17 protein-coding genes are annotated in these 22,843 nt (G+C 69.2%); 6 read left to right on the top strand and 11 right to left on the bottom strand.

From position 1 onward, the window contains the following. Positions 1 to 18: 18 nt before the first annotated feature. From D7Y21_RS42950 to D7Y21_RS25015, 3 genes are all read right to left on the bottom strand, one after another. Positions 19 to 2,418 (bottom strand): serine/threonine-protein kinase, encoded by a 2,400-nt coding sequence (locus D7Y21_RS42950; RefSeq protein ID WP_233612270.1) that lies wholly within the window; start codon positions 2,416 to 2,418, stop codon positions 19 to 21. A gap of 214 nt (positions 2,419 to 2,632) precedes the next feature. Then, positions 2,633 to 3,694 carry a mannose-1-phosphate guanylyltransferase gene (locus D7Y21_RS25020; RefSeq protein WP_120561254.1) on the bottom strand — a complete coding sequence of 354 codons (1,062 nt, stop codon included), beginning with the start codon at positions 3,692 to 3,694 and terminating at the stop codon, positions 2,633 to 2,635. Positions 3,695 to 3,831: 137 nt separating this feature from the next. After that, positions 3,832 to 4,266 (bottom strand): RidA family protein, encoded by a 435-nt coding sequence (locus D7Y21_RS25015; RefSeq protein ID WP_120561253.1) that lies wholly within the window; start codon positions 4,264 to 4,266, stop codon positions 3,832 to 3,834. Positions 4,267 to 4,474: 208 nt separating this feature from the next. On the opposite strand from D7Y21_RS25015, the gene D7Y21_RS25010 reads away from it, so the two are divergent. Both D7Y21_RS25010 and D7Y21_RS25005 read left to right on the top strand, forming a co-directional pair. Continuing rightward, positions 4,475 to 7,210: a GDSL-type esterase/lipase family protein gene (locus tag D7Y21_RS25010; protein ID WP_121716151.1), complete on the top strand. Its 2,736-nt coding sequence runs from the start codon at positions 4,475 to 4,477 to the stop codon at positions 7,208 to 7,210. A gap of 3 nt (positions 7,211 to 7,213) precedes the next feature. Continuing rightward, positions 7,214 to 8,686: an MBOAT family protein gene (locus D7Y21_RS25005; RefSeq protein ID WP_121716149.1), complete on the top strand. Its 1,473-nt coding sequence runs from the start codon at positions 7,214 to 7,216 to the stop codon at positions 8,684 to 8,686. Between the two features lie 15 nt (positions 8,687 to 8,701). Here D7Y21_RS25005 and D7Y21_RS42945 read toward each other — a convergent pair whose 3' ends face one another. The 3 genes from D7Y21_RS42945 to D7Y21_RS24995 form a co-directional block, all read right to left on the bottom strand. Then, complete coding sequence (locus D7Y21_RS42945) at positions 8,702 to 8,857, bottom strand: hypothetical protein (RefSeq protein ID WP_233591334.1); 156 nt, start codon at positions 8,855 to 8,857, stop codon at positions 8,702 to 8,704. Between the two features lie 657 nt (positions 8,858 to 9,514). Further along, a complete protein-coding gene (locus tag D7Y21_RS41545; protein WP_147469366.1) occupies positions 9,515 to 9,976 on the bottom strand; it encodes a hypothetical protein in 462 nt (153 codons plus the stop codon). Positions 9,977 to 10,053: 77 nt separating this feature from the next. After that, on the bottom strand, positions 10,054 to 11,460 hold the full coding sequence (locus D7Y21_RS24995; RefSeq protein WP_121716161.1) for a serine hydrolase: 1,407 nt from the start codon (positions 11,458 to 11,460) through the stop codon (positions 10,054 to 10,056). 102 nt (positions 11,461 to 11,562) lie between these two features. On the opposite strand from D7Y21_RS24995, the gene D7Y21_RS24990 reads away from it, so the two are divergent. From D7Y21_RS24990 to D7Y21_RS24975, 4 genes are all read left to right on the top strand, one after another. Further along, positions 11,563 to 12,783, top strand: coding sequence for an ATP-binding protein (locus D7Y21_RS24990; RefSeq protein ID WP_233612269.1), 1,221 nt, complete (start codon positions 11,563 to 11,565; stop codon positions 12,781 to 12,783). After that, the gene (locus D7Y21_RS24985; RefSeq protein ID WP_121716145.1) at positions 12,780 to 14,135 is read left to right on the top strand and encodes a sigma-54 dependent transcriptional regulator; all 1,356 of its coding nucleotides are present in this window, start codon (positions 12,780 to 12,782) and stop codon (positions 14,133 to 14,135) included. The genes D7Y21_RS24990 and D7Y21_RS24985 overlap by 4 nt, the downstream gene beginning before the upstream one ends. 135 nt (positions 14,136 to 14,270) lie before the next feature. Next, positions 14,271 to 16,622, top strand: coding sequence for a hypothetical protein (locus D7Y21_RS24980; protein WP_233612268.1), 2,352 nt, complete (start codon positions 14,271 to 14,273; stop codon positions 16,620 to 16,622). Positions 16,623 to 16,625: 3 nt separating this feature from the next. Beyond that, entirely contained in the window at positions 16,626 to 17,219 is a 594-nt protein-coding gene (locus tag D7Y21_RS24975; protein WP_121716141.1) for a hypothetical protein, read from the top strand. 132 nt (positions 17,220 to 17,351) lie between these two features. Here D7Y21_RS24975 and D7Y21_RS41905 read toward each other — a convergent pair whose 3' ends face one another. The 5 genes from D7Y21_RS41905 to D7Y21_RS24950 all read right to left on the bottom strand — a co-directional run bounded on the left by D7Y21_RS41905 (position 17,352) and on the right by D7Y21_RS24950 (position 22,710). Then, complete coding sequence (locus D7Y21_RS41905; RefSeq protein WP_158627348.1) at positions 17,352 to 18,038, bottom strand: hypothetical protein; 687 nt, start codon at positions 18,036 to 18,038, stop codon at positions 17,352 to 17,354. Positions 18,039 to 18,046: 8 nt separating this feature from the next. Continuing rightward, positions 18,047 to 19,768 (bottom strand): SH3 domain-containing protein, encoded by a 1,722-nt coding sequence (locus tag D7Y21_RS24965; RefSeq protein ID WP_158627347.1) that lies wholly within the window; start codon positions 19,766 to 19,768, stop codon positions 18,047 to 18,049. Between the two features lie 361 nt (positions 19,769 to 20,129). Continuing rightward, complete coding sequence (locus tag D7Y21_RS24960; protein ID WP_121716138.1) at positions 20,130 to 21,050, bottom strand: class I SAM-dependent methyltransferase; 921 nt, start codon at positions 21,048 to 21,050, stop codon at positions 20,130 to 20,132. A 128-nt stretch (positions 21,051 to 21,178) separates the two neighbouring features. Further along, positions 21,179 to 21,802, bottom strand: coding sequence for a CoA pyrophosphatase (locus D7Y21_RS24955; RefSeq protein ID WP_120561243.1), 624 nt, complete (start codon positions 21,800 to 21,802; stop codon positions 21,179 to 21,181). Positions 21,803 to 21,816: 14 nt separating this feature from the next. Beyond that, complete coding sequence (locus D7Y21_RS24950) at positions 21,817 to 22,710, bottom strand: undecaprenyl-diphosphate phosphatase (RefSeq protein ID WP_120561242.1); 894 nt, start codon at positions 22,708 to 22,710, stop codon at positions 21,817 to 21,819. Positions 22,711 to 22,843 lie beyond the last annotated feature (133 nt).

Below are 22,843 nucleotides of genomic sequence, written 5' to 3'. Positions count from 1 at the left end.
AGGGGCTGATGGCCCCCATCAGGCCATGGCCCCGGGGGCATGGACCCCGACGCCGGCTCCGGAGCCGACTGGCACCCGCCGCAGCAGCGACTGGTAGTGCTTCAGCCAGGACGTGTTCAGCGGGTCCAGCTTGAGGGCCTCCGCATAGCGCTCCAGCGCGGCCGGGACAGCCCGTTGGACCTCCAACGCATGCCCCTGGGTGAAGAGGGCGCGGGCCTTCTTCTCCACCTCCGGCCGGGCGGCGAGGAAGGCGCTGCGCAGGGCCTCCATGGTGGGCTCCGGGACGCCCGCGGCCACGCAGCGGGCAAGGCCGCCCAGGTTGCCCCGGGTGGCGTCGTAGCCCACTCGGGAGAGCGGATCGCCGAGCATCCGCTGCGCGGCCAGCACGCGCACGCGCAGGGCCTCCAGTGCCTGGCGCTGCACGGTGGGCAGCGGGCGGTGCTGGAAGGCGAGCAGGCGGCGCAGGGCGGCCTGGGCGCGGCGGTGGATGTCGCCGAAGTCGGCGTCGTGCTTCGCGCCCAGCAGCGTGTAGGGGTCCCGGGCGACGGCCTCCGCGCGGGACAGCATGCGGGCAAGCTCCGCGTCCGGCGCGGGCTCCGCGTCCTCCATGAGGGCGCGGGAGAGCAGCCGGCCCAGCGCGGGGAACTCGTCGGAGAAGTGGACGAAGACGCCCGCGGGCACGTTCCAGGTGCGCGCCTCGTCGAAGGTGACGTGGCGGACGACGTCGCAGGCGCCCAGGGCCGTCTCGCCCCGGAAGGACACCTCCACCGTCAGCCGCGCCGCGAGCGGGGGCAGTGAGCCCTGGCACTCGGCGAAGAGTCCTTCTGGGGCGACGTCGCTCACGGAGACGGGCTGGAGGACTTCGCCCGGCGTGAGGCCCAGGCGCACGCGCAGGTCCGCGGGCGCGTCCGTGCGGGGCGCGGAGGCCTCCAGCGGCGGCGCGGGGTTCACCAGCGGAATGGGCGCGTCATCCTGGACGACGTCCACCAACGGAATGGGCGGAGGCGACGGAATGGACACGGGCTCCAGCGACGGAGCGAGGGTCATGAACGGGATGGCCGCGGCGCCCAGCGTGGACGTGGGGTTCACCGCGGGCTGCGCCGTGACGTCCAGGGGCGAGACCGGATCCACCAGCAGGATGGGCGCGGCGGCCTGGAGGGCGTTCGGCGTGACGATGCCGAGCTTCATCGTCTTGGCCGGCGCGTGGGACGCGAGGCCCTCGGCCGGCAGCTCCGGCTCAGCGGACTCCAGCAGCGCCACGGCGGAAGCCCAGAACGCGGCCACCTCCGCGCGCATGGCCCCCTCACCGGAGCGGACGCCGGACGGCGCGCCATCCACCGCGCGCAACGCCGCATCCTCCACGGACGAGGCGGCCATGCCCCATTCGGGCACGTCCTCCACGATGTCGAAGTCATCCGCCGCGTCGTGCGGCTCGGCGGGCTCCTTCGCCGTGGCGACCACCTCCAGCGCATCGGACACATCCTCGGGAGCATCCGCGGACGCGTTCCGCACCGGCACCTTCAGGCCCAGCGCCTCCGCGAGCGCGACGCGGAAGGCCCACGCGCTGTCGAACCGCTCCTCCGGCTTCGCGGCCAGCGCGCGCAACAGCACGGTGGACAGCGCGGGCGGCACGTTCGGGTTGATGGCGTGCGGCGGAAACAGCGTCACATCCGCGGAGCGCCCCAGGCCGAACGGCAGCCGGCCCGTCACCAGCAGGTAGCCCGCCACGCCCATCGCATGCACATCCGCGCGAGGGCTCCGGTTCATCCCCTCGCACTGCTCGGGAGCCATGAACGTGGGCGAGCCCACCGTCACGCCCTGCGTGCGCTCCTCCGGCGACAGCGCCGCTTCCCGCACCGCGCCCGCGCCGAAGTCGCGCACCCGCACGCGCCGCTCGCCCTTCGCGTCGCGAGTGACGAACATCGAATCCAGCGTGAGGTCTCCGTGCACCAGCCCCCGCGAGTGCGCCGCCTCCAGTCCCGCGAGCGCCTGATCCAACACCTCGCCCACCTCGGCCGGCGACAGCGGCAGGGGCATCGCGCTGAGCGACTCGCCCTCCGGCGCCTCCTGCAGCACGCAGGGCAACCCCTGCGGACCGGGGCGCACGTCCAGCACGCGCGCCACGTGGCGGTGCACGACGTTGCGCTGCGCCAGCGCCTCCGCGATGAACCTCGCGCGCACGGCGGGACGGGCCGCCAGGTGCGCGTGCAGCACCTTCACGGAGAAGCGGTGCCCGGTGGGCACGTACTCCGCCAGGTACACCGACGCCACCGCCCCCACCTCCAGCCGGCGCTTCAAGAGCAGCGGCCCGTGCCGCTGACCCTCCAGCGAATCCCCCGACACCGGAGGCCGGGCAGCGACGGGGCACGCCTCCCCATCCCGGTGTTCGCCCACGCAGCGCTTGCAGCCCATCGCCATCCCCGCCTGTCACCCCGGAAATGGGGCGGACGCGGGGTGGACTTGCAACCCGCGCGCCTCGTGCCCGGGGCCCGCTTTCGTCCGGACCGCGACACTCCAACACCCGCGAGTGCCAGCAAAGCCCGCGAAACGAACCAGGGCCCCCTGTAGAAACGACAGGGAGCCCCGGGAAGAAATGTGTGGGGTGAAACAGGAGGCGAAGTCGCCTCAAGGCCTACAGCAGCCTGGTGCGCTTCCTGGCCTTGAGGGCCTCGACGACCTTCCGGACGTCCTGGCTCTTGTCCTTGGGGACCACGAGCACGGCGTCACCGGAGTCCACCACCACCACGTCGTGCATGCCCACGACGGACAGCGTGCGCTTGTCGGACAGCACCACGCAGTTGGTGCAGTCCACCAGCACCGCGTCGCCGGAGACGACGTTGCCCTGCGCGTCGGCGGGGCGCACTTCGGGGATGGCGGCGAAGGAGCCCACGTCGGACCAGCCGAAGTCGCCGTCCAGCACCGCGATGTTCTCCGCCTTCTCCATCACGCCGTAGTCGATGGAGATGGAGGGCAGTTTGGGGAACACGCGCTTGAGCACGGCCGGGAAGGTGCGCTTGCCCGCGGCCTTCTGGAGCGCGTCCAGGCCCTTCTGCATCTCCGGCATGTGCTTCTTGAAAGCCTCCAGCATCACGTCCGCGCGGAAGACGAAGATGCCGCCGTTCCACAGGTAGTCGCCGCCGGCCAGGTACTCCTGCGCCGTCTTGAGGTCGGGCTTCTCCTTGAACGCCTTCACGCGGCGGCCGCCGCCCGCCAGCGCGTCACCGACCTGGATGTAGCCGTAGCCCGTCTCCGGGCGCGCGGGCTTGATGCCCAGCGTGACGATGTGGCCCCCTTCCGCGATGCGCGCCGCCTCCGCGAGCGTGCGCTGGAAGCCCTTCACGTCCGCGACGTGGTGATCCGACGGCAGCACCGCGAGCACGCCCTTGGGGTCGCGCGCGGCCACCTGGAGCGCGGCGAGCGCGATGGCGGGCGCGGTGTTGCGCGCCACGGGCTCCACCAGGAGGTTGCCCTTGGGCAGCCCCTTCACCAGCTTCGCGGCCGTCTTCGCGTGCACGGGGCCGCACACGATGAAGGTGTTCTTCACCGGGGCGAGGCCCTTGAGGCGCTGGGCGGTGTCGGTGAGCAGCGGCTGCTTGGAGGCCAGCGGGAGGAACTGCTTCGGACGGGCCTGGCGGGACAGCGGCCAGAAGCGGGTGCCGGAGCCTCCGGCCATGATGACGGGGTAGAGGGCCATATGCGGGTGCGAGCTCCTAGGGGCGCACGCCGGCCCATGGCCTAGCGCGCACGGCGGCGCACCATAGCGCGTCGCGCCAGCGGAGGAAGGGGGCTGCTCGCGGTCATGGGTTCCCTTCAACGGGATTCCCATCCCGCTCAGGCTGGCAGGACCGCGATGGCCTCCACCTCGAAGAGCATCGCGTCCAGTGCCAGCCGGGGGACGGGAATCAGCGTGCAGGTCGGCTTCATGCCGCCGTTCCAGGCCGCGTCCAGTTCGGGGCCGATGATGCGCAGCTTCTCCTCCGTGTGGTCCACCACGAGCATCGTGAGCTTGGCGACGTCACCGACGCCCGCTCCCACGGACTCGAGGGCCGTCCGAACGTTCATGAACGCCTGCCTCACCTGGAGGCGGAAGTCGGGCTCGAGCGCGCCCGTCTCACGCTCTCCCCCCTGCCCCGCCAGGAAGACCAGCCGGGTGCCGGGCGCTACCTGCGCCACGTGTGAGAAGCCATAGGGCGCCGGGTCGAACAACCCCTTCGGATTCGTCAGCACCACGGTCGGCGTCTTCAAGGAGTCTGAGCTCTGTCCCATGATTCACCGTCTCCCATCCGGCCCGACGATGTGAAGGGCCTCGCACGTCTTCAATGGAATCTGGACGTGGCGCTGTGCGTGGCGCTGTTGGATGCGCGTCGCGCCAGCGGAGGAAGGGGGCCCGGCCGCCTGCCCTCCGAGGGATGGGGCGCGACAATGTGGGCAGAGTTTTGACCCGCCCCCGAAAAGCCAGTCTCATGCCCCGGCGTTGAGCCTCAAACCCACATCCACCGGATGGACGCTGGCCTTCACCGTGCTGCTGGCGGTGGGGTTGTCCCTGGCGCCATTGCCGGAGAAGTTCCGCCCCCTCCCCAGCCTCCGTCAGGAAGGTTCGCTCGGGCCCAAGCTGGCGGCGATCGCACTGCCCGCGTCGCTGCGCGGCGTGAAGGCCCCGCGCCCGCCCTCGGACACGATGGTCCCGGACGCCCCGCCCGCCGCGGTCGCGGTCGCGGACACCGCCGCCAACGACACGGATCCGAAGGCGGGCCCGCAGGTGGGGGAAGCCCCCGCCGTGCCCGGCATCGGACTGGAGGAACTGAGCGCCCCCACGCGGGCGACCGCGCTGGAGCTGGAAGCGCTGCGCGAGCGCATGGGCGCGAAGCACGTGGACATCGAGCTCAACTGCCGGAAGACGCGCGCGGACGGGACGTGTGAAGAGGACGGACTGGCGCCGTTCATGAAGGCGCTGGGTGATTTGCGCGCGGACGCGCGGCGCACGCCGGTGCGGGTGGTGCACCTGGGCGATTCGCTGATCGCCTCCGACTACATCACTGACGTGGTGCGCGACCGGCTCCAGGAGCGCTTCGGTTCGGGCGGTCCGGGCTTCCTCTACATCCACCGGCTGGCGAGCGCCGGCCGCGCCACGCGCGCGGGCACCGCGAGCACGGATGGCTGGAAGATGGAGCGGCTGGTGGACACGCACTGGCCCAAGGACCGCGTGGGCTGGACGGGCGTGGCCTTCTCCACGAGCGGCCCGGCGCAGGCCACCCGCTACTCCGTGGAGGGCGCGCGCCAGGCGGAGCTGTTCTTCCTGGCCCAGCCCGCGAACGGCTCCGTGCAGGTGGCGGTGGACGGAAAGAATACGCAGCGCATCCAGACGCGCGCGTTCGGTTCCAAGGCGGAGGCGGCCTTCGCGCGGCTCAAGCTTCCCGAGGGCGCCAAGACGCTGACGCTCACCGCCAGCGGCAAGACGGAGCTGCACGGCGTGTCGGTGGAGTCGGGCACGCCGGGCGTCGTCTACGACACGGTGGGCCTGCTGGGCGGCATGGCGGAGGTGTACCTGCGCGCGCAGCCCCAGGCGTTCCGTGCGCAGCTCAAGCACCGCAAGCCGTCGCTGGTGGTGTTGATGGTGGGCGGCAACGAGGCGTTCTTCCTCTCGCGCGACCGCACCACGCTGGACGAGGTCCGCTCGCAGATAAAGGAGCTGGTGTCACGCGTGCGCACGGCGGTGCCGGACGCGGCGTGCCTGGTGATGTCGCCCATCGACGCGGGCGTGCGCACGCTGAGCGGCGAGGTGATCACCCGCCGGCACTCGGCGGAGGTGGCGGAGGTGTTCCGCGAGGAAGCGCGCGCGGGAGGCTGCGCCTTCTACGACACGCTGGCGGCGATGGGTGGCGAGGGCTCCGCACTCAAGTGGCTGGAGTCCGGCCTGATGCTGGAGGACCTGGTGCACCCGCGCGTGCGCGGCTCCAACCTGCTGGGCCACCTGTTCGACCTGGCGTTGCAGCGGACCTTCGCGCGCACGCATCCGCCGCGCGTGCCGGGCACGGACACGACCGGCCTGCAGAACGCGACCCCGGCGCTGCGCCGCACGTTCGAATCACTGGCCCGCCGGGAATCCGGCGCGAAGCTGCGTGTGGGCATCGCGCAGTTGGGCGCGTCGCACACGGCGGCGCACTACTTCTCCGACAAGGTCCGCGACGCGCTGACGAAGCGCTTCGGTGACGCGGGCCGGGGCTTCATCGCGGCGGGCAAGCCGTCCTCCCGGCTGGAGGCGGCGCGCGTGGCGCGCACGCTGGACGGTGCGTGGACGGTGGAGGACGCGAAGAGCGCGCCTGGAGGCCTTTGGGGGCTCACCGGCATCCGAGCGGTGGGCGCACCCGGCGCGAGCCTGGGCATCTCCTTCTGCGAGGGCTGCGCGGAGGACAAGAACCGCCAGGGCCGGCTGGACCTGTACGCGCTGGACGCGCCGGGGGCCGCGGCGCCTGAAATCACGGTGGACGGTGAGGAGATCCCGCCGGAAGCACCGCCGCCGGAGCCGCTGACGCAGCCCACGGTGCGCATCCGTTCGTTCCCGGTGACGGGCGTGGCGCACTCGGTCCAGGTGAAGGTGCCGGAGGGTGGCGGGAGCGCGACGGTGCTGGGCGCGTCGCTGGAGTACGACACGCCGGGACTGGTGTACGACGCGCTGGGGTTGCCCGGGTCCACGGCCTTCACTGCGCGGGACATGGATGCGCCGGCGATGGACGCGCAGCTGACCGCGCGCCGTCCGGACCTGCTGGTGTTCTGGTACGGCACCAACGAGGCGGAGCTGCCGGGCCTGGACGCGAACGGGCTGCGCCAGGACTACGCGGCGTTGATCGCGCGCATGCGCAAGGCGACGAACGCGGAGTGCCTGATCATCGGTCCCACGGACCGGCTCCAGCAGGACGCGAGCGGCCGGTGGGACGAGGCGCCGTCACTGGCGAAGGTGTTGAACACGCTGCCGCAGGTGGCGAAGGACGCGGGCTGCGCGTACTGGTCCGCGCGCGCGGCGATGGGCGGTGAGCGCTCCATGCAGCGCTGGCAGCGGCAGCCGGAGCCGCTGGGCCACGCGGACGGCGTGCACCTGACGCCGCAGGGGTACGCGGTGCTGGCGAACGCGTTCGTGAAGGACCTGATGGCGGCGTACGAGTCCACGAAGAAGGGCGGCGAGCCGACGGCCTCCGCCGCGGGAGCGCCCTGAGCCGTGCTGTCCCACAGCCTCCAGTACGTCGTCTTCGTCATCGCGGTGTTCGCGCTCTACTGGGCGGTGCACCGGCATTACTGGCCGCGGATGCTGTTGCTGTTGGCGGCCAGCCTGCTGGTCTACGTGTCGTTCCTGCAGGTGCCGCTGACGGCGTTCGTGGGCGGGATGCCGCCAGGCGAGCTGGTCGTGAAGCTGGTGCCGCTGTTCATCTTCCTGGCCGGCGTGACGGTGGATCACCTGCTGGTGAAGGGGATGGGGAGCACGGAGCGGCCGGGGCTGCGCAAGCTGCTGGTGGTGCTGTCCATCGTCTCCAACCTGGGGCTGCTGGCGGGCTTCAAGTACCTGGAGCTGTTGCGCAGGACGGTGTCGTCGCTGCTGGGGCCATGGGGCGTGGAGGTGCGGCCGGAGCCGTTCCATTTCCTGTTGCCGGTGGGCCTGTCGTTCTTCGTGTTCCAGGCCATCAGCTACACGGTGGACGTGTACCGGGGGAAGGCGAGCTCCGAGCACTCGTTCGTGGAGCACCTGCTCTACATGCTGTTCTTCCCGCGCGTATTGAGCGGGCCGATTGTCCGCGCGTCGGAGCTGATGGCGCACTTCCGGGAAGTGCCCACGCTGTCGTCGGATGACGGGAACAAGGCGTTGTTCCGCATCGCCGTAGGGCTGGTGAAGAAGCTGGTCATCGCGGACGTGCTGGGCAGCGGCATCGTGGATCCGGTGTTCGGCAGTCCGCACGCGTACTCGTCGGCGGAGTGCGCGGTGGCGGCGGTCGCGTACACGTTGGAGCTGTACTACGACTTCTCGGGGTACTCGGACATCGCGATTGGTGTGGCGTCGCTGTTCGGCTTCAAGTTCCCGGAGAACTTCGCGCGGCCGTACCTGGCGAAGAACCTGTTCGAGTTCTGGAACCGCTGGCACATGAGCCTGTCGTCGTGGCTGCGGGACTACCTGTACATCCCGCTGGGCGGCAACCGGCGGTCGAAGCCGCGGGTGTGCTTCAACCTGATGATGGTGATGGTGCTGGGAGGCCTGTGGCACGGGGCGGACTGGCGCTTCGCGGTCTGGGGCGCGGTGCACGGCGTGGCGTTGTGCGGGGTGCGGTGCTGGTGGTGGTTCAAGGGCAAGCAGCAGGAGCCGGGCCCGGCGCGCGTGGCAATCGGGATGTTGGCCACGTTCACGCTGGTGGTGTTGACGCGAGTGGTGTTCCGGGCGCCGGACATGGCGCACGCGGGTGAGTTCTACGCACGGATGCTGGCGGGAATCCCAGGCCTGGCGAACGTGGGTCCGCTGGTGTGGAGCATGCTGGCCATCGCGGTCCTCGCGCACACGTTGCCGATGAAGCTCTACGACACCGCGGCGCTCGTGTTCCTCAAGATGCCCGCGCCCGCGAGAGCCGTGGTGCTGGTGCTGCTGGGGCTGGGCATCCGCCAGCTGTCCACCCTGGAGACCCGGCCGTACGTGTACTTGCAGTTCTGAGTACGCGCGCTTCGCTCAGGGCATGTACGGATACCGAGCCAGCACCTTGCCCTCGGGTGAGACGGCATACAGCTCGAATTCGTCGAACGCGAGCACCGTGCCCGGCGCCCAACCGCACTTGTCGGGTCGAGGGTTGATGCGGACGAAGTAGATCCCCCGCTCTTCGCCCACGATGACTTCCATCCCCTTCGCGGAGAATGCACAGCTCTTGGCGTACTCCTTGGGATAACGGGAGAGCCTCCGCTGCAATGCGGCGTGAGCGGCAAGGACCGCGGGCCCGTCCAGGGTCGCCAGGGGCTGAAGCTCATCGGGCCACTGGATCCCTTCCGCGACAATGGGCTCGCGCGCCGTGCTCGGCGCTCCCGCATCCGCGCCCGGGATGGCGGCAGGAAACGCCGGATTCCTCACGACGGAATGCGCTGGCCTGAGCGTCGGCTCCGTTCCTCCGTCCTGGAGAAGCGACACGAGGAGAAGCAGGGCGTGGGGTCTCAGCATGGGCGTCTCCTCGAATGGAGCCGTGAACCTTCTACCACTCCAACGCGGGGATGCATTCCGGAGGGCCTCCTCGATGGCTGAGAGGTCCGGGTGGCGTTCCCGGCTGGCAGGTTGATGCCAGCTCCCAGTCCCTGCGTTGCTCATGCCACCGGTACATCCGGCCAGCCTGATTCCACTTGTAGAAGCGGGGCGAATCCCGATGCCCTGTCGCAAGCCATCCCCAGGCCGGAACCAATTCACCACGAGAGTCCCTGATCAGCTTCCCGCAGGGGGTCGCGCAGTAGCTCACGACCACCCATCCGCCTTGCTCCAGCCTCATCGCGGGAAAAACCTTCAGGTCGCGGCTGCTGACAGGAGTTCCGCAGGGATGGTTGTGAGCAAACCCGAAGATGGGCACATCGGGTCCGAACTCCTCGTCATCAACGCCGCCATAGGCTGGCTGACAACTGCCTTCCTCCCCCATGAAGCTCCGATGGGCCAGGAGACGCGCCAGTCTTGCCGCGTCTTGTAGATGGAGACGCAGTATTCGACGGCATCCCGGCGCTGGCGCCTCGTGTTCGGATCACAGGCATCCACCGCTCCAGGCAATGCCATCAGCGCCTTCAGGGCCGGAAGCACCAGGTCATCAGGAATGGTCGCCGCATTCGAGAGGACGACCGGAACGTCCGGGTGCTTCCAGGGTCCCGGCACGACCGCCAGGTTGGGGTCGTCATCCAGGAAGGGCAACTCCGTTCGCAGGTAGTACAGCCTGGAACTCGCACAGGCTAGCAACGCGCCAAGAGTCAAAAGAAGCATGCGCCGCACGAGTACCCCCACGGCGCCCCGGCCTGCCTCGGCAAGACGCGCTGTCCCGCCGAGCCTACCCCACCGCTTCAGTTCGCCTGGAGGGTGAGCAGGGTCACCCGGTTGTCCGTGGTCAGCCCCACGCGGTACCGCCACGTCGCGGCGCCGAACTGCACCAGGTACGTGTAGATGCGGTCGTCGCCTCGCGTCTCACGGTTCGCCAGCACCAGCGGCCCCGCGGGCCCCAGCCCCTGCAACATGGACCGGAAGAACGGACCGGCCTCCTCGAAGTACCTGGCCGGTACGTAGGCGAACATCGACGGCTCCCAGGTCCCCTGCCGCGTCTTCTCCAGCAGCTCCGTGAGCCTCGCCGTCACCTCCGGCTCCGCGTCCGGAATGGGCTTGAGCGGCGGCACGGCGAGCGCCGGATTCACGATGGCCGCGATGCCCTCCACGAGCAGCGCCGGGTTCGACTTGTCCAGGTTCGCCAGCACCACGATGGACAGCTCGTCCCCCAGGAAGCGTGAATAGGCCGTCCGGAAGCCCTGCCACGCTCCCGTGTGCTTGTGCAGCGGTTGACCGTTGCGCTCCGTCACCTCCCACCCGAAGCCATACGGCCAGGTGACCCCGCTGTTCAGCTTCACCGGTGACACCATCTCCCGCCAGCTGTCCTGCGTCAGGAGGGCCCGCTTCGCCACCGCCTCCTCCCAGGCCAGCATGTCCTTCAGCGAGAAGTAGAGCGCGCCGTCCCCTGTCGTGTTCAACGACTGCGACACCCACTGCTGGTTCTTCACCACGCCACCCACCAGTTCGTAACCCGCCGCGCGGTTCGGGATGACGTCCGCCTCGCTGATGCCGCGCGCTGTCTTCATGCCCGCGGGCTTGAAGACCTGGCGCGCCAGGACCTCCTGATACGTCATGCCCGCGACGCGGTTCACCAGGATGCCCAGCAGCACGTAGCCAGAGTTGCTGTAGCTCCACCGCAGCCCCACCGGGAACTCCAGTGGGAGTTTGTAGATGAACTCCGCGAACTCCTGCTCCGTGTAGTCCTTGCGCTCGTCGAGCAGCCCCTCCAGGTCCTTGATGCCAGACGTGTGCGTCAGCAGGTGGCGCACCGTGATGGGCTTCCACGTCGCGGGCGCATCCGGGAAGTACTTCGTCACGCTGTCGGACAACGACACGCGCCCCGCCTCCACCTGGAGCATCAGCGCCGTCGCGGTGAACATCTTCCCCACCGAACCTGACTGGAAGAGCGTGTCCGTCCCCACCGGGACCTGGTGCTCCAGGTTCGCGAAGCCATACCCCTTCGCCAGCACCACCCGGCCGTGGCTCACCACCCCCACGGCGAGCCCCGGCACGCCCAGCCGCTTCTGCTCCGCGCGCACGAACGCGTCGATGCGCTCGCGGAGCGAGTCACGGGCCTGAGCGGGACGGGCCACCAGCAGGCCCAACAGGAAGACGACAGCCAACGCGAGCGACATCAGGGAATGGCGCATGGGGATTTCCGACATCCGGCCCTGCATGGGCCAGTCGTGGCATCAAATCAGGAGTCCCCGGCCGCGCGAACGATGCACGCCCCGCGATATGAACAGCTCGCCATGCGCCGTGCGCCACCGATGGGCCCTCCCCCGCCTCCGTTCCGCTTCCGCCGACGCCTGCTGGCGGTGATGTTGCTCGCGGGCCTCATCCCGCTGGCGTTGCTGGGCGCTCTCGCCCAGGGCGTGCTGGAGCGCGTGCTCTCCATCTCCATCGCTCCCGTGGAGGGCGTGCTCGACAACGTCTCCGATGAGCTGACCCGCCGGGGACTGCCGCCGGATGCGCTCGACGAGGCCCGGTTGAACCTGGCGCAGGCGGAGCTGGCGCGGCGGGCCCTGGTGCGCCGCGTGCCCGTGTTCATCGCCGGGGTGGGCGCCATCGCCGCCGTCGTGCTGGCCGTGTCCGCCGTGCTCCTGGGCCGTGTCCTCACGCGCCCCATGGCCACGCTCCTGGAAGGCATGCGGGCCTACTCGCGAGGCGACCTGTCCGTCCGCCTCCCCGTCCCCGAACCCGCTCGCGACGAGCTCCAGTTCCTCCTGGGCCAGTTCAACCGCATGGGCCAGGAGCTGCTGGACCAGCGCGAGCACCTCAAGGCCGCCCAGCAGATCGCCGCGTGGCAGGACGTGGCGCGGGCGCTCGCCCACGAGCTGAAGAACCCCCTGACCGCAATGAGGCTGTCGCTCGCGCGTCTGTCTCCTCGGGATGCCGGAACCCCGCCAGACCCGACGCGCCTCGCCGAGGCGGTGGCGCTCCTCCAGGAGGAGGTGGACCTGCTCATGCGCATGACCCAGAGCTTCTCCACCTTCGCGCGCCTGCCGGCCCCCCGCTTCCAGGACGTCGCGCTGCGTCCGCTGCTCGCGGAGGTGTGCGCGCTGTACGAGGGCACTTCGCCAGTCCCCGTGGTGCTGGACCCTGGCGAAGAAGTGTCGCTGCGCGCGGACCCTGATGGACTGCGCCGCCTCTTCGGCAACCTGGTGAAGAACGCCACCGAGGCCTCTCCACCGAACGCCCCACCCGTCCACGTCGCGTTACACGAAGCAGCGGACGGCCGCGTGCATGTCACCGTGAGCGACGGAGGCAGCGGCGTCCCGAGCGTGTTGGAGGGCCCTGTCCTCACCCGAGGCTTGTTCAGCACCAAGCCCGGCGGTAGCGGGCTGGGCCTGCCCATCGCGCAGAAGATCGTCCACGAGCACGGTGGCACCTTGAGATTGGAGCCGGGCGCCCAGGGTGGAACCCGGGCCCAGGTGGTGCTGCCTTCCGATGCTTCCCAGGTGACCGCATGAAGACCGGAGCCCGCATCCTCATCGTCGACGACGACCCCGGCGTCCTGCGGGCCGTGCGTGGACTGCTGCAAGACGGAGGCTTCATCCCCGTGGAGGCCCGCTCCACGGCGGAGGCCGCGCGTCTGCTCGAAGCGCCGGACGCGCCCCCCGCGCTGATGCTGCTGGACCTGCGCATGCCGGGCGAGACAGGACTGGAGCTGCTGGCGCGCCTGCCGAAGCCGCTGCCCGTGCCCGTGGTGGTCCTGTCCGGCGAGGCATCTCCTTCCGAAGCCGTGCAGGCCCTGAAGCTGGGGGCCACGGACTTCGTGGAGAAGCCTCCGTCCCCCGAGCGGCTCCTCACGGCGCTGCACAACGCGCTGGCCCTGGGCGCGCTGCGCGAGGAGCGCGAACGCTTGCTGGACGCGCTGGCCCAGCCTGGGAACCTGGTGGGCGAGAGCCCGGCCATGGAGTCCCTACGCCAGCTCATCGCGCGCGTGGGCCCCAGTGACACGGCGGTGCTGATCACCGGCGAGACAGGCACCGGCAAGGAGCGCGTGGCGCAGGCGCTGCACAAGGCCTCCGGGCGCAAGGGCCGGCTGGTGGCGGTCAACTGCGCGGCCATTCCCTCGACGCTGCTGGAGAGCGAGCTGTTCGGCCACGAGCGCGGCGCCTTCTCCGGCGCGGTGGCGCGGCGCGCGGGCCGCTTCGAACAGGCGCAGGGCGGCACGCTGTTCCTGGATGAACTGGGGGACATGCCGCTGGAGCTCCAGGCCAAGCTGCTGCGCGTCCTGGAGACGCGTCAGGTGGAACGGCTGGGAGGCACGCTGCCGGTACCGGTGGACGTGCGCATCCTCGCGGCCACGCACCAGGACCTGGGCCGCGCGGTGAAGGAAGGCCGCTTCCGGCAGGACCTCTTCTTCCGGCTCAACGTGTTGCCACTGCACCTGCCACCGCTGCGCGAGCGCCCCGAGGACCTGCTGCCCCTCGCACGCGTCTTCGCCGCGGAGCTCGCGGGTCCCAAGACGCCGCTCATGCTCGCGCCGGGAGCGGAGGCCGCGCTGCGTGCCTACCCGTGGCCCGGCAACGTGCGCGAGTTGCGCAACGTCATCGAACGCCTGAACCTGCTCCGGGGTGACGGTCCGCTGGAGCTGGGACCGGACGCGGTGGCGGCTCCCACGGGCACCGCGCCCGCGCCGCGCACGACGCTGGGGGACAAGAGCTACCGCGAGCACGTGGAGGACTTCGAGCGGGACCTCATCCGCGCAGCGCTCCGCGAGGGCGAAAGCATCGCCGGGGCCGCGCGCATCCTCCAGGTGGACCGCGGCAACCTCTACCGGCGCATCAAGGCCCTGGGTCTGCCCGTCACCTCGTGACCCGCGATGTCACGGCCACAACCGCCCGATACATCCGGATGTGTCCATGACATCCGTCCGACTGCTCGCCCTCCGTCGTTCCGGGCACTTGCCGTGAGGCCCCGCCTGGAACGGAGCATGCTCCTGCCGCCTTCCATGAACCGTCTCGCACTGGCGCTCTGCTTCATCTCGCTCGCGGCCCTGGGCCAACCCTCACCGGATGCAGGCACCTCCGACGCATCCGTGGCCCTCTCCCCGTCCACCGCACCACCGGAAGGCGAAGCCGCCTCGGAGGACTGGAGCTACCCGACGTGCCCGGAGGGCTTCAACGAGGACGAGGGCGACCTCTCGGACTCCACGGTCCTCGGGGCCCTTCAGGTCGAGGTCGACGGCCGGGGACTCACGCCCACGGGCCTGGAGTTTCGCGGGCTCCAGCGGCTCACGGATGCACAGGTCCGCAAGCTCGTGGGTGCGCCTCCCGCGGAAGACTCGCGACCCCTGACGGCCACGCAAGTGCAGTCCCTGCTACATCGCCTGGCACGCACCGGCCTCTTCGCCCGCGTGGAGCCCCGCGTTCGCGTCAGTGACCAGGGTCCGGCCCTGCTCGAAGTGACGTTGCTGGAGAACCCCACGCTCACGTCAGTGGAGTTCGAAGGCCTTCAGGACCTCCGGCCCGACGAACTGTGGGAGGCGCTGTTCGAGCTGTCCTCCCCCGCCTCCGACGCGGACGATGCCGAGGACGAGGACGAGGTCACCACGCTGCGCGTCCACAAGCGCCACGGGACCCTGCGGGTCGTCAGCCCCTGCCCCGCGCCGCGCCCGCCCCGTCCGTGGCTGGCGCGACGGGAGGAGGGAGCGTTCCGCCCCGGCATCATGTTGGGAGGCCTGGACGCCGCGCTCGACCGGGTCCTCAAGACCCTTCGCGAGGACGACGGCTACCTGCTCGCGACGGTGTCCGCCACGCTGTCCCCCGAAGGCCGGCTGGTCGTGACCGTGGACGAAGGCCGGCTGGAGTCCGTGGAGGTGCGGGGCGTGGACGAGGCGATGGCCACGCGCGTGCGTGAAGCCCTGGGCCTGGAGCCCGGCGACGTCTTCCTCCGGAGTGATGCCCGCCGCGCCATGGAGCGCATGGAGTCGCGGCTGCCCTTCCTGCGAGCGGTGGACAGCGAGGACCTCCAGGACGAACGCACCCGCGTGCGCATCGTCGAGGAGCGCGAATCCGACGGCACGCGGCACTACCGCACGAAGGAGGAACCCCGTCGCAAGTCGCGGCGCCACGAGCGCGTGGAGTTCGAAGTGGGCTGGAGCCGGATGTTCGGAGAGGTCGACGCCGGGAGCGACGGCCTCACGCTGGAGGGGAAGAAGCTGATCGTCCATGTGCGCCCGCGTCCTCCGGACCTGGACGTGGACCTGTTGCCCGTGCACACGCAGGTGACGGGCTTCGCCCCGGGGCTCTCGGCGAGCCTGCGCTTCTTCGACTCGAGGGACCGCGTGCACACGACGCTGGAGGGAGCCTTCTTCATCCCCCTGCGGCTGGGCGGACAGCGCATCCCGGGCGATCCGGAAGGCACCAGCAGTCAGCGCCGCGTCAACCTGCTGGGCGGCGCCAAGGTGCAGCTGCCCGCGCTGGGCATCGAGGAACTCGGCGCGCAGGTGCATGACTTCATCGACACGCTGGACCGGTGGCGGTTGGGGGACTTCGACTCGTACTTCTACTCGTTCCTCATCAACCGGCCGGACCGGGACTACTTCCGCCGTCAGGGCTTCGCGGCCTTCGCCACCTGGCGCTGGGCGGAGTCGTGGCTCGCGGGCGTGGAGGTGCGCGGTGACACGGAGAGCTCGCTCCAGTCCTTCACGCCGCCGCTCAGCCTCTTCCGGAGCGACGACCCGCCGTTCCCGAACGCGCCGGTGAACGAGGGGCGCTTCCGCTCGGCGGTGGTGCGGCTGGAGTACAGCGGCACCGCGGAGCGTGGCACTCGCGTGGGCTCCCTCTTCCGCACGCCGGAGACGTCCCTCTTCGAGCGCCACAAGAACTGGAAGCTCGAGCCCGCGCTGCGCGGCTTCGTGACGCTGGAGGTGGGTGAAGGCCCGGGCGCGGGCGGCGCGGATGCGCGCTTCTGGAAGCTGGTGGGCGACGTCGCCATGGACGTGCCCATGAACTGGCACACGGGCCTGAGCCTGCGCCTGCGGGCCGCGGCGGGCCACGACCTGCCGCTCCAGAAGCAGGAGGCGCTGGGAGGTTGGACCGCGCTGCGAGGCTTCGGCTTCAAGGAGTTCCGGGGAGGCGACAGCTCGGTGCTCGCGAGCGCCGAGTACCGCTGGCACGGCCTGGGCATCTTCGCGGACCTGGGTGCGGTGCATGCCGCGAACGCGTGGTCAGACGCGCAGTTGGGCCTGGGCGGCAGCTTCCACTTCGGTGACGCCGTGCGCTTCGAGGCCGCATGGCGCATCGACGACAAGGCCCGGCTCACACCCGAAGCGCGCCTGCTGTTCAACCGGACCTTCTGAGACATGGGAAGGCACGCAACAGAGAGCAGGCATGGCGCGGCGCTCGTCGTCGCGGCGGGCCTGCTCGCGTCCGGAGCACACGCGGAAGAGGCGTCCGCGGCCTGCACCGCGACGCTCTCCGGCAAGCGCGTGATGGTCCGGCCGGAGGCACGCGCCTTCATCTCGCCGGAGCTGGACCGGTTGGTGCGGCTGGGGCTCGCGGGAAAGATAGAGGTGGAGCTGACGCTCTGGCGGCGCCGTTCCTTCTGGTTCGATGCACACCTGGACAGCGCGCGAGTGACGCAGGTGCTCGCGTTCACCCGCGACGGCTACCGGCTGGACGGGCGTGAGCTGACGGGAGGCGTGGGCACGCTGGAGTTGGAGCGCGTGGCCTGGACGCTGGATGCGAAGCCCGAAGCGGGCGAGCACTTCGTCGTGCAGGTGGAGGTGCGGCTCCAGGTCGTGACAGCCGCGAGCCTGGGCCGTATGGCGCGCTGGCTCACCCAAGGTGAGGCCTCGTCCTCCGGCACGCCAGTCCTGGGGAGCCTGCTGCGCACCGTGGCGGAAGACCTCGCGAGACAGGCCACCGGCCGCTGCGACGTGAGCCGCCAGCCCTGATGCGCCGTCAGCGGGTTGGACGGGATCGCAATCATCCAACAACCTGTTGGACAATTGTGTGGGCGAGGCAGCCGCATCCCCGCGTCCCGCAATCTGCCACCGCCTCTATTACCGAAGGCCCTGTCGTCACCCTCAACGACCTTCTGTGTCTAGCTGCTTCAATAGCGTGCTCAGTTGCTCCAAGGTGATGTGATGCGCCCCCGGGGCCATGCCCAATCGGTCTCCAAGGACGAAGGAGAATCCCTTCGCGTGACTCAGCCCCTGGCGCACATCGCTGACGTCTTCAAGTGACAGGGGAAGCGAAAACAGGACAGGAGTTTCCGAGGCAATCACATCAAGATCGTGAGCATCCAATTCACTCTCGTTCGACTCGCGGATGATGCGCCAGCCATCCTCAAGCGATGGGCAGATTTCCACCTGTGCCCATGCTGGCGGAGGCACTCCCGTATCCTCCAGGCGCGCCCGCACCCACGCAGGGTCATCATCCGCATCAGCCGCCACCCGCATGAGTGCCCACTCGACTCCCACCTGCGCGAGTGACTCGCGCCATCCCCTCGGCACCTCCGTCCCCCAGGGCACCTGCACCACACGGGCTCCCATCCGCCGTGCTGCTCGGGCATCCAGGGCCGCGGCATCCCCCAGCGGCTCCACGCACAACCTCGCCCGCTTGAGGCTCGCTGCGATCACAGGTACGTCGTCACCGCCAACAACCCGCCCTACCGTGTGCCCTCCCATCACCACACCAATGAGGTCTACGCCCAACAACTCAAGTTGCTCCGCTTCCTCAGGCGAGGCAACACCGTGCACATGAATAACCATCTTCCGTCTCATCTCTCTCCCCTGCCATCAGCGCCGAGTGCATCAAGAGCATTCTGCATCGCAGCATTCGCCGTGGCCGCTTGCAGCATCCATCCCTGGAGGCCGCCATCCACGAAGATGTTCTGGATGTTGGAGTTTTTGATCTGAATTTGCTTGGAGAGCCTCGAGCCTTTGGTTGACTGCGCGATCTTGACTTCATATCCCGCTTGGCGAAAGACCTCCGCGATCTGATCCGGCCCCTTCCCCCAGATTGATTCAGGATTGAGGAGGAGCCGCTCTACCCACTTCTTGGCAGCCGTTGCACTCTCGGCGATTGGCGCGCCCTTGCCCAACGCTCTGGCAACGTTCTGAAAAGCCTTGCTCTCCTTGACCGCCTTGGCGAACTTCTGCACCTGCGGCAGGGCCTTGATGAATTTCGATGCCTTGGATGCCTTCCCTATCCACTTGATGCCCTGAACAATGCCGCCCGAGCAGAAGAGCATCAGGGCTTCCATGAGCGCATAACCAATCACCCAGCCGCGAAAGTGCCAGCGGCGGAGCAGGTCGGTGGCGTTCCATTGCTCGTCGAAACGAACCACCCAGCCATCCACGAGCGCCTTCCAATCGAGCTTGCTCACATCGCGCCACAGCGCGGAGGCGTCTGAAAGCAGGCTCCCAGTGAATAGGCTGGCAAGGATGTCCCAGAACATCACAGCTAGGTCCTTGAACCCGACCAGGACGTCCCACAATGACTCAAGCGCGCCGTGGATGACCCCTGCAATGAAGGCAGCGGTGCCAATGCTGAAGTCGGCGACCGCGTCGGCTACCCCCCTCGCTGTCTTCCACGCGTCGTAGGCGAATGACTCGGACGAGACGCTTCCGCGAAGCGATTTCAAGTAGGCGAGGCTGGGGATCCAAATCATCCGGCCCTCGACCACGCTCGTGGCATCCCAACCCGCCTCTGGCTCTTCCTTGTAGATGCCTCGCTGCCTGGAGCCCTGGTTGGCGTAGACAAGACCTTCCACGTAATAACGATGGTCGCTTCCCCACTGAGCCTTCCCACCGTAGTACTTGTGCGAAATCGAGAGCGCCGACTCGCCGTGCTGAACCCAATGGAGCCGTGCATGGGGATCGGGCAAGTGGGTGTCGAGGTGCGAGGCGACACAGTAGCCGAAGTCACCATCATCGGTCGTGACAAAGAGCCACCCGTTGTCATGCGAGTCGACGAAGACGCGAGTATTGAAACTCAAGCGCCTCAAAACGCGCGCATGGGGCGAGGGCTTCTCGCGCAGATTGACTCCCTCTGGCTTATAGGCAATCCCGAACCGGAGAATTGTTTGCCCTTGGGAGAGAGGGCCTTCATCCGAGACATGGGCAGCACCTCCGAAACCGATCCCTGAGGTGACTTGCGTCTTGTTTTCGATGACCGTCAAACGACCCGAGAGGAGTGCTTCGGACACGCGGCGCTTGATGAGCTTGTCATCAGGCGGCGCCTGCAAGTACGAGGTCCCTTGCAACCGCCCCTCCTCCAAGCAGTCGTAGATTTCCCCGAGACTTTGCTTGTTCAAGCGGAGCCAATGTTCGAGCGCTGCGCATGCCTGGAGGGGAGAGACCCGCCGGCGGGTGCCCCGCGCCACCTCATTCTTGGCCCAGACGACGAGATAGGCATAGTCCGAGGATGGTCCAGACAGTATCCACTGGTTTGAGATCACTCCTCCATCGGCAATGGTGGAGGCAGGATAGCCGATCACATCTCCTTGCCGCAGGGCGCCCCCTGCGTCGCCGCATGCCTGGCATCGTGGCCAACCGCGTAAGTTCTTTCTCGTTGAGCACATCCAGTGCCGAGGTCTCATAGGACCGCAGTCGCCCTATCTCAACTGGGTTGAGAACTCCTCTGGCGTCGGCACCTCGGCAGACTCAGTGACGACATCGCGGCCGCCAACAGGCTGCCCGACGTGCGCCAACCGACCAGGTCCTGGAACGCGGGCGGAGGATGCAGAAGGAGAAGCACGAGCACGGCCGCTCGTAGGCCGAACCTGGTAACTGTTCGATAGCGCGCCATGCCCACGACAAGGGCTTAGGGACAGACACTGGAGTGGAAGTAATGCCTCCTCAGCCCCGCCGAGCCATCAGCGCCACCAGCGCGATGCGCTCCACACCCGCGTACGGCGCCTTCTCCAGCTCCTCGCCGAACACGTCCGGATCCAGTTCCTCGTAGCGAACCTCCGCGAGCGGCGCTTCCCGCCACACCGGCTCCAGCGCGGTGCGCAGCAGGTCCTCGCCGTCCACCACCGGCGCGCCCGTGTAGAGCACCAGCGTGCCGCCCGGCTCCAGGCGCTCCACGCTTTCACGCACGATGCGCACGGACAGCTCCGTGCCATGCGTGCCGCCGCCATCCCGGTACGTGCGCTTGTCCGTGTCCGCCAGGTACGGAGGATTCGCCATGATCAAGTCAAACCGGCCGGACACGTCCCGCAGCAGGTCCGAGTGCACCACCTGGACCCCGTGCGCGCCGTTCAGCCTCGCGTTCACCCGCGAGTACTCCAGCGCCAACGGGTTCAGGTCCGCGAGCACCACCTCCGCGCTCCTCGCGGCCACCGACAGGCCACCGGCTCCAGAGCCGCACCCCAGGTCCACCACGCGCCGGAAACTGCCCGGCACCCGCTGGAGCAACGCGCAGAACCGGTAGGTGTCCGGTCCGAAGAACACCGCGTCCTGCTCCGACGTGGGCCACGCGGAATGGACATACAGCCCCGCTCCCAGGCAGGAGAACCGCACCCGGCTCCGGTGCGTCCCGTCCTTGCAGTCCACCAGCGCGCCCGCCTCCTCCAGCAGCGCCACCATCCGAGGCTCCAGCACGCCCGGCCCGAAGGGACGGCTCCACCCGAACACGTCCCGGACCGAATGGGCCTGCTTCGCCCCCGGCCGCGCGTTCACCCGCCGGTGCGTCTCCGGAGTCACCGTCGTGAAGGAATACCCCCTGGCGCGCAGGACCTCTCCCAGCGCCACCAGCGCGGCCTCCCTCACCTCCATGCCCCCGGACCCATTGCCACCGTCCACGTCGCGCCCTTTCGAAGGGTTTCCCCCTCAACCTGGGACCGGCCCTCCAGGGCGACAAGGCACCTTCCGCCAGGGCCGCCCGCCAGCACGGGCCTTGGGGCTCAGCGGCCAGCAGGCGGGGGAGCGTCCAGCAGGCCGTGGAGGCCCGGCGCGTCCACCACGAACTGCAGGAAGTTGCGCACGATGCGCCCCGTGGCGCCCCAGATGACGTGCTCACCGTGCGTGTAGAAGTGCACGTCGTGTTCAATCCCCTCCCACATGTGCCGCTCCACCCGGAGGATGGCGGGGTCCAGCAGGCGCTCCAGCGGCACCTCCAGCACCAGGTCCACCTCCACCGGATTGGGCACGTACTTCCCGTCCCCCGGGATGACACCCACGTAGGGACGGATGCGGTAGGCGGACGTGGTGGGCGTCTCGTCCAGCAGGCCCAGCACACGCACGTGGGCGCGCGGGATGCCCAGCTCTTCCTCCGTCTCGCGCAGCGCGGTCTCCAGCGGGGTGACGTCCCGCGCCTCCTGGCCGCCGCCCGGGAACGCGTACTGCCCCGCGTGCGTGCGCAGGGTGGCGGGCCGCCGGGTGAAGACCATGTGCGGCACGCCGTCCCGCTCGAAGAGGGGCACCAGCACCGCGGCCTCTCGCAGCGCCCTGCCCTTCCACTCGAACGTCCGCGCCGGCCTCGCCGTCAGCCGCGTCTCCAGCGCATCGAACAGGGCCTGCACGCGCACGACCTCCCCCTTCCTCAGTCCGTGATCTGCTTCTCCACCGGCGGCTTCGTCGGAGCATCCGGCGTCGACAGGTTCTCCACGCCGGACATCGGCTTGAGGATGTTCGCCTGCAACAGCCCCAGCAGCACCAGCCCCAGCGCGATGCGGTACACCACGAACACCAAGGTGGTGCGCCGCTTCAGGAAGCTCAACAGCCACGCGATGGCCGCCATGCCCGACAGGAAGGCCACCAGCGTCCCCACCACCAGGGCCACCGTCGACGGGCGCTGCGTGGCCTCCAAGAGGTGCTTCAATTCGAAGATGCCCGCCAGCGTCGTCGCCGGAATGGACAACAGGAACGAGTAGCGCGCCGCGTCCTCGCGCTTGAGCCCCAGCGACAGGCCGCCCGTGAGCGTCGTGCCGGACCGGGACGAACCCGGCACCAGCGCCAGCGCCTGCCACAGGCCAATGAGGATGCCGTCCTTCCAAGTCATGTCCGCCACGGTGCGCTGGTGCGACGCGCGCTTCTCCACGACGAACAGCACCACCGCCAGCACGATGAGGCTGCCCGCGATGACGTAGAGCGAACGGAACTGCGTCTCGATGAGCTTCTTGAACGCCAGCCCGCAGATGCCGATGGGCAGCGTGCCCACGCCCACGAACCACGCGAGCCGCGCCTCCAGCGTGCCGAACGGGTCCCGCTTCACCAGCCCCACGACGAACGCCTTCACCAGCGCGACGATGTCCTTGCGGAAGTAGATGAGCACCGCGGCCACCGTGCCCAACTGGATGATGGCCGAGTACGCCGCACCTGGATCCGGCCAGCCGAACAACTCCGGCGCGATGCGCAGGTGCGCGGTGGAGCTGATGGGCAGGAACTCCGTGAGACCCTGGACCAGACCCAGGACGATGGCTTCGAGCAGGCTCATAGGGGACGTGGCCGCCAGGGATATGCCCTGCCCTCCTGCCCCGCAAGCGCGAAGGTTCCCCACACCGGGGCCCAGGTCCGCCACCCGACCGTCCGGTCTGGGGAACCCGGGTAGGCTGGACCCCGCCATGCCC

It is taken from the genome of Corallococcus sp. AB045 (assembly GCF_003668895.1).
Lineage (GTDB): Bacteria > Myxococcota > Myxococcia > Myxococcales > Myxococcaceae > Corallococcus > Corallococcus coralloides.
Note: the sequence above shows the minus strand (reverse complement) of the source record. Positions and strands in the feature narration are given on the sequence as shown.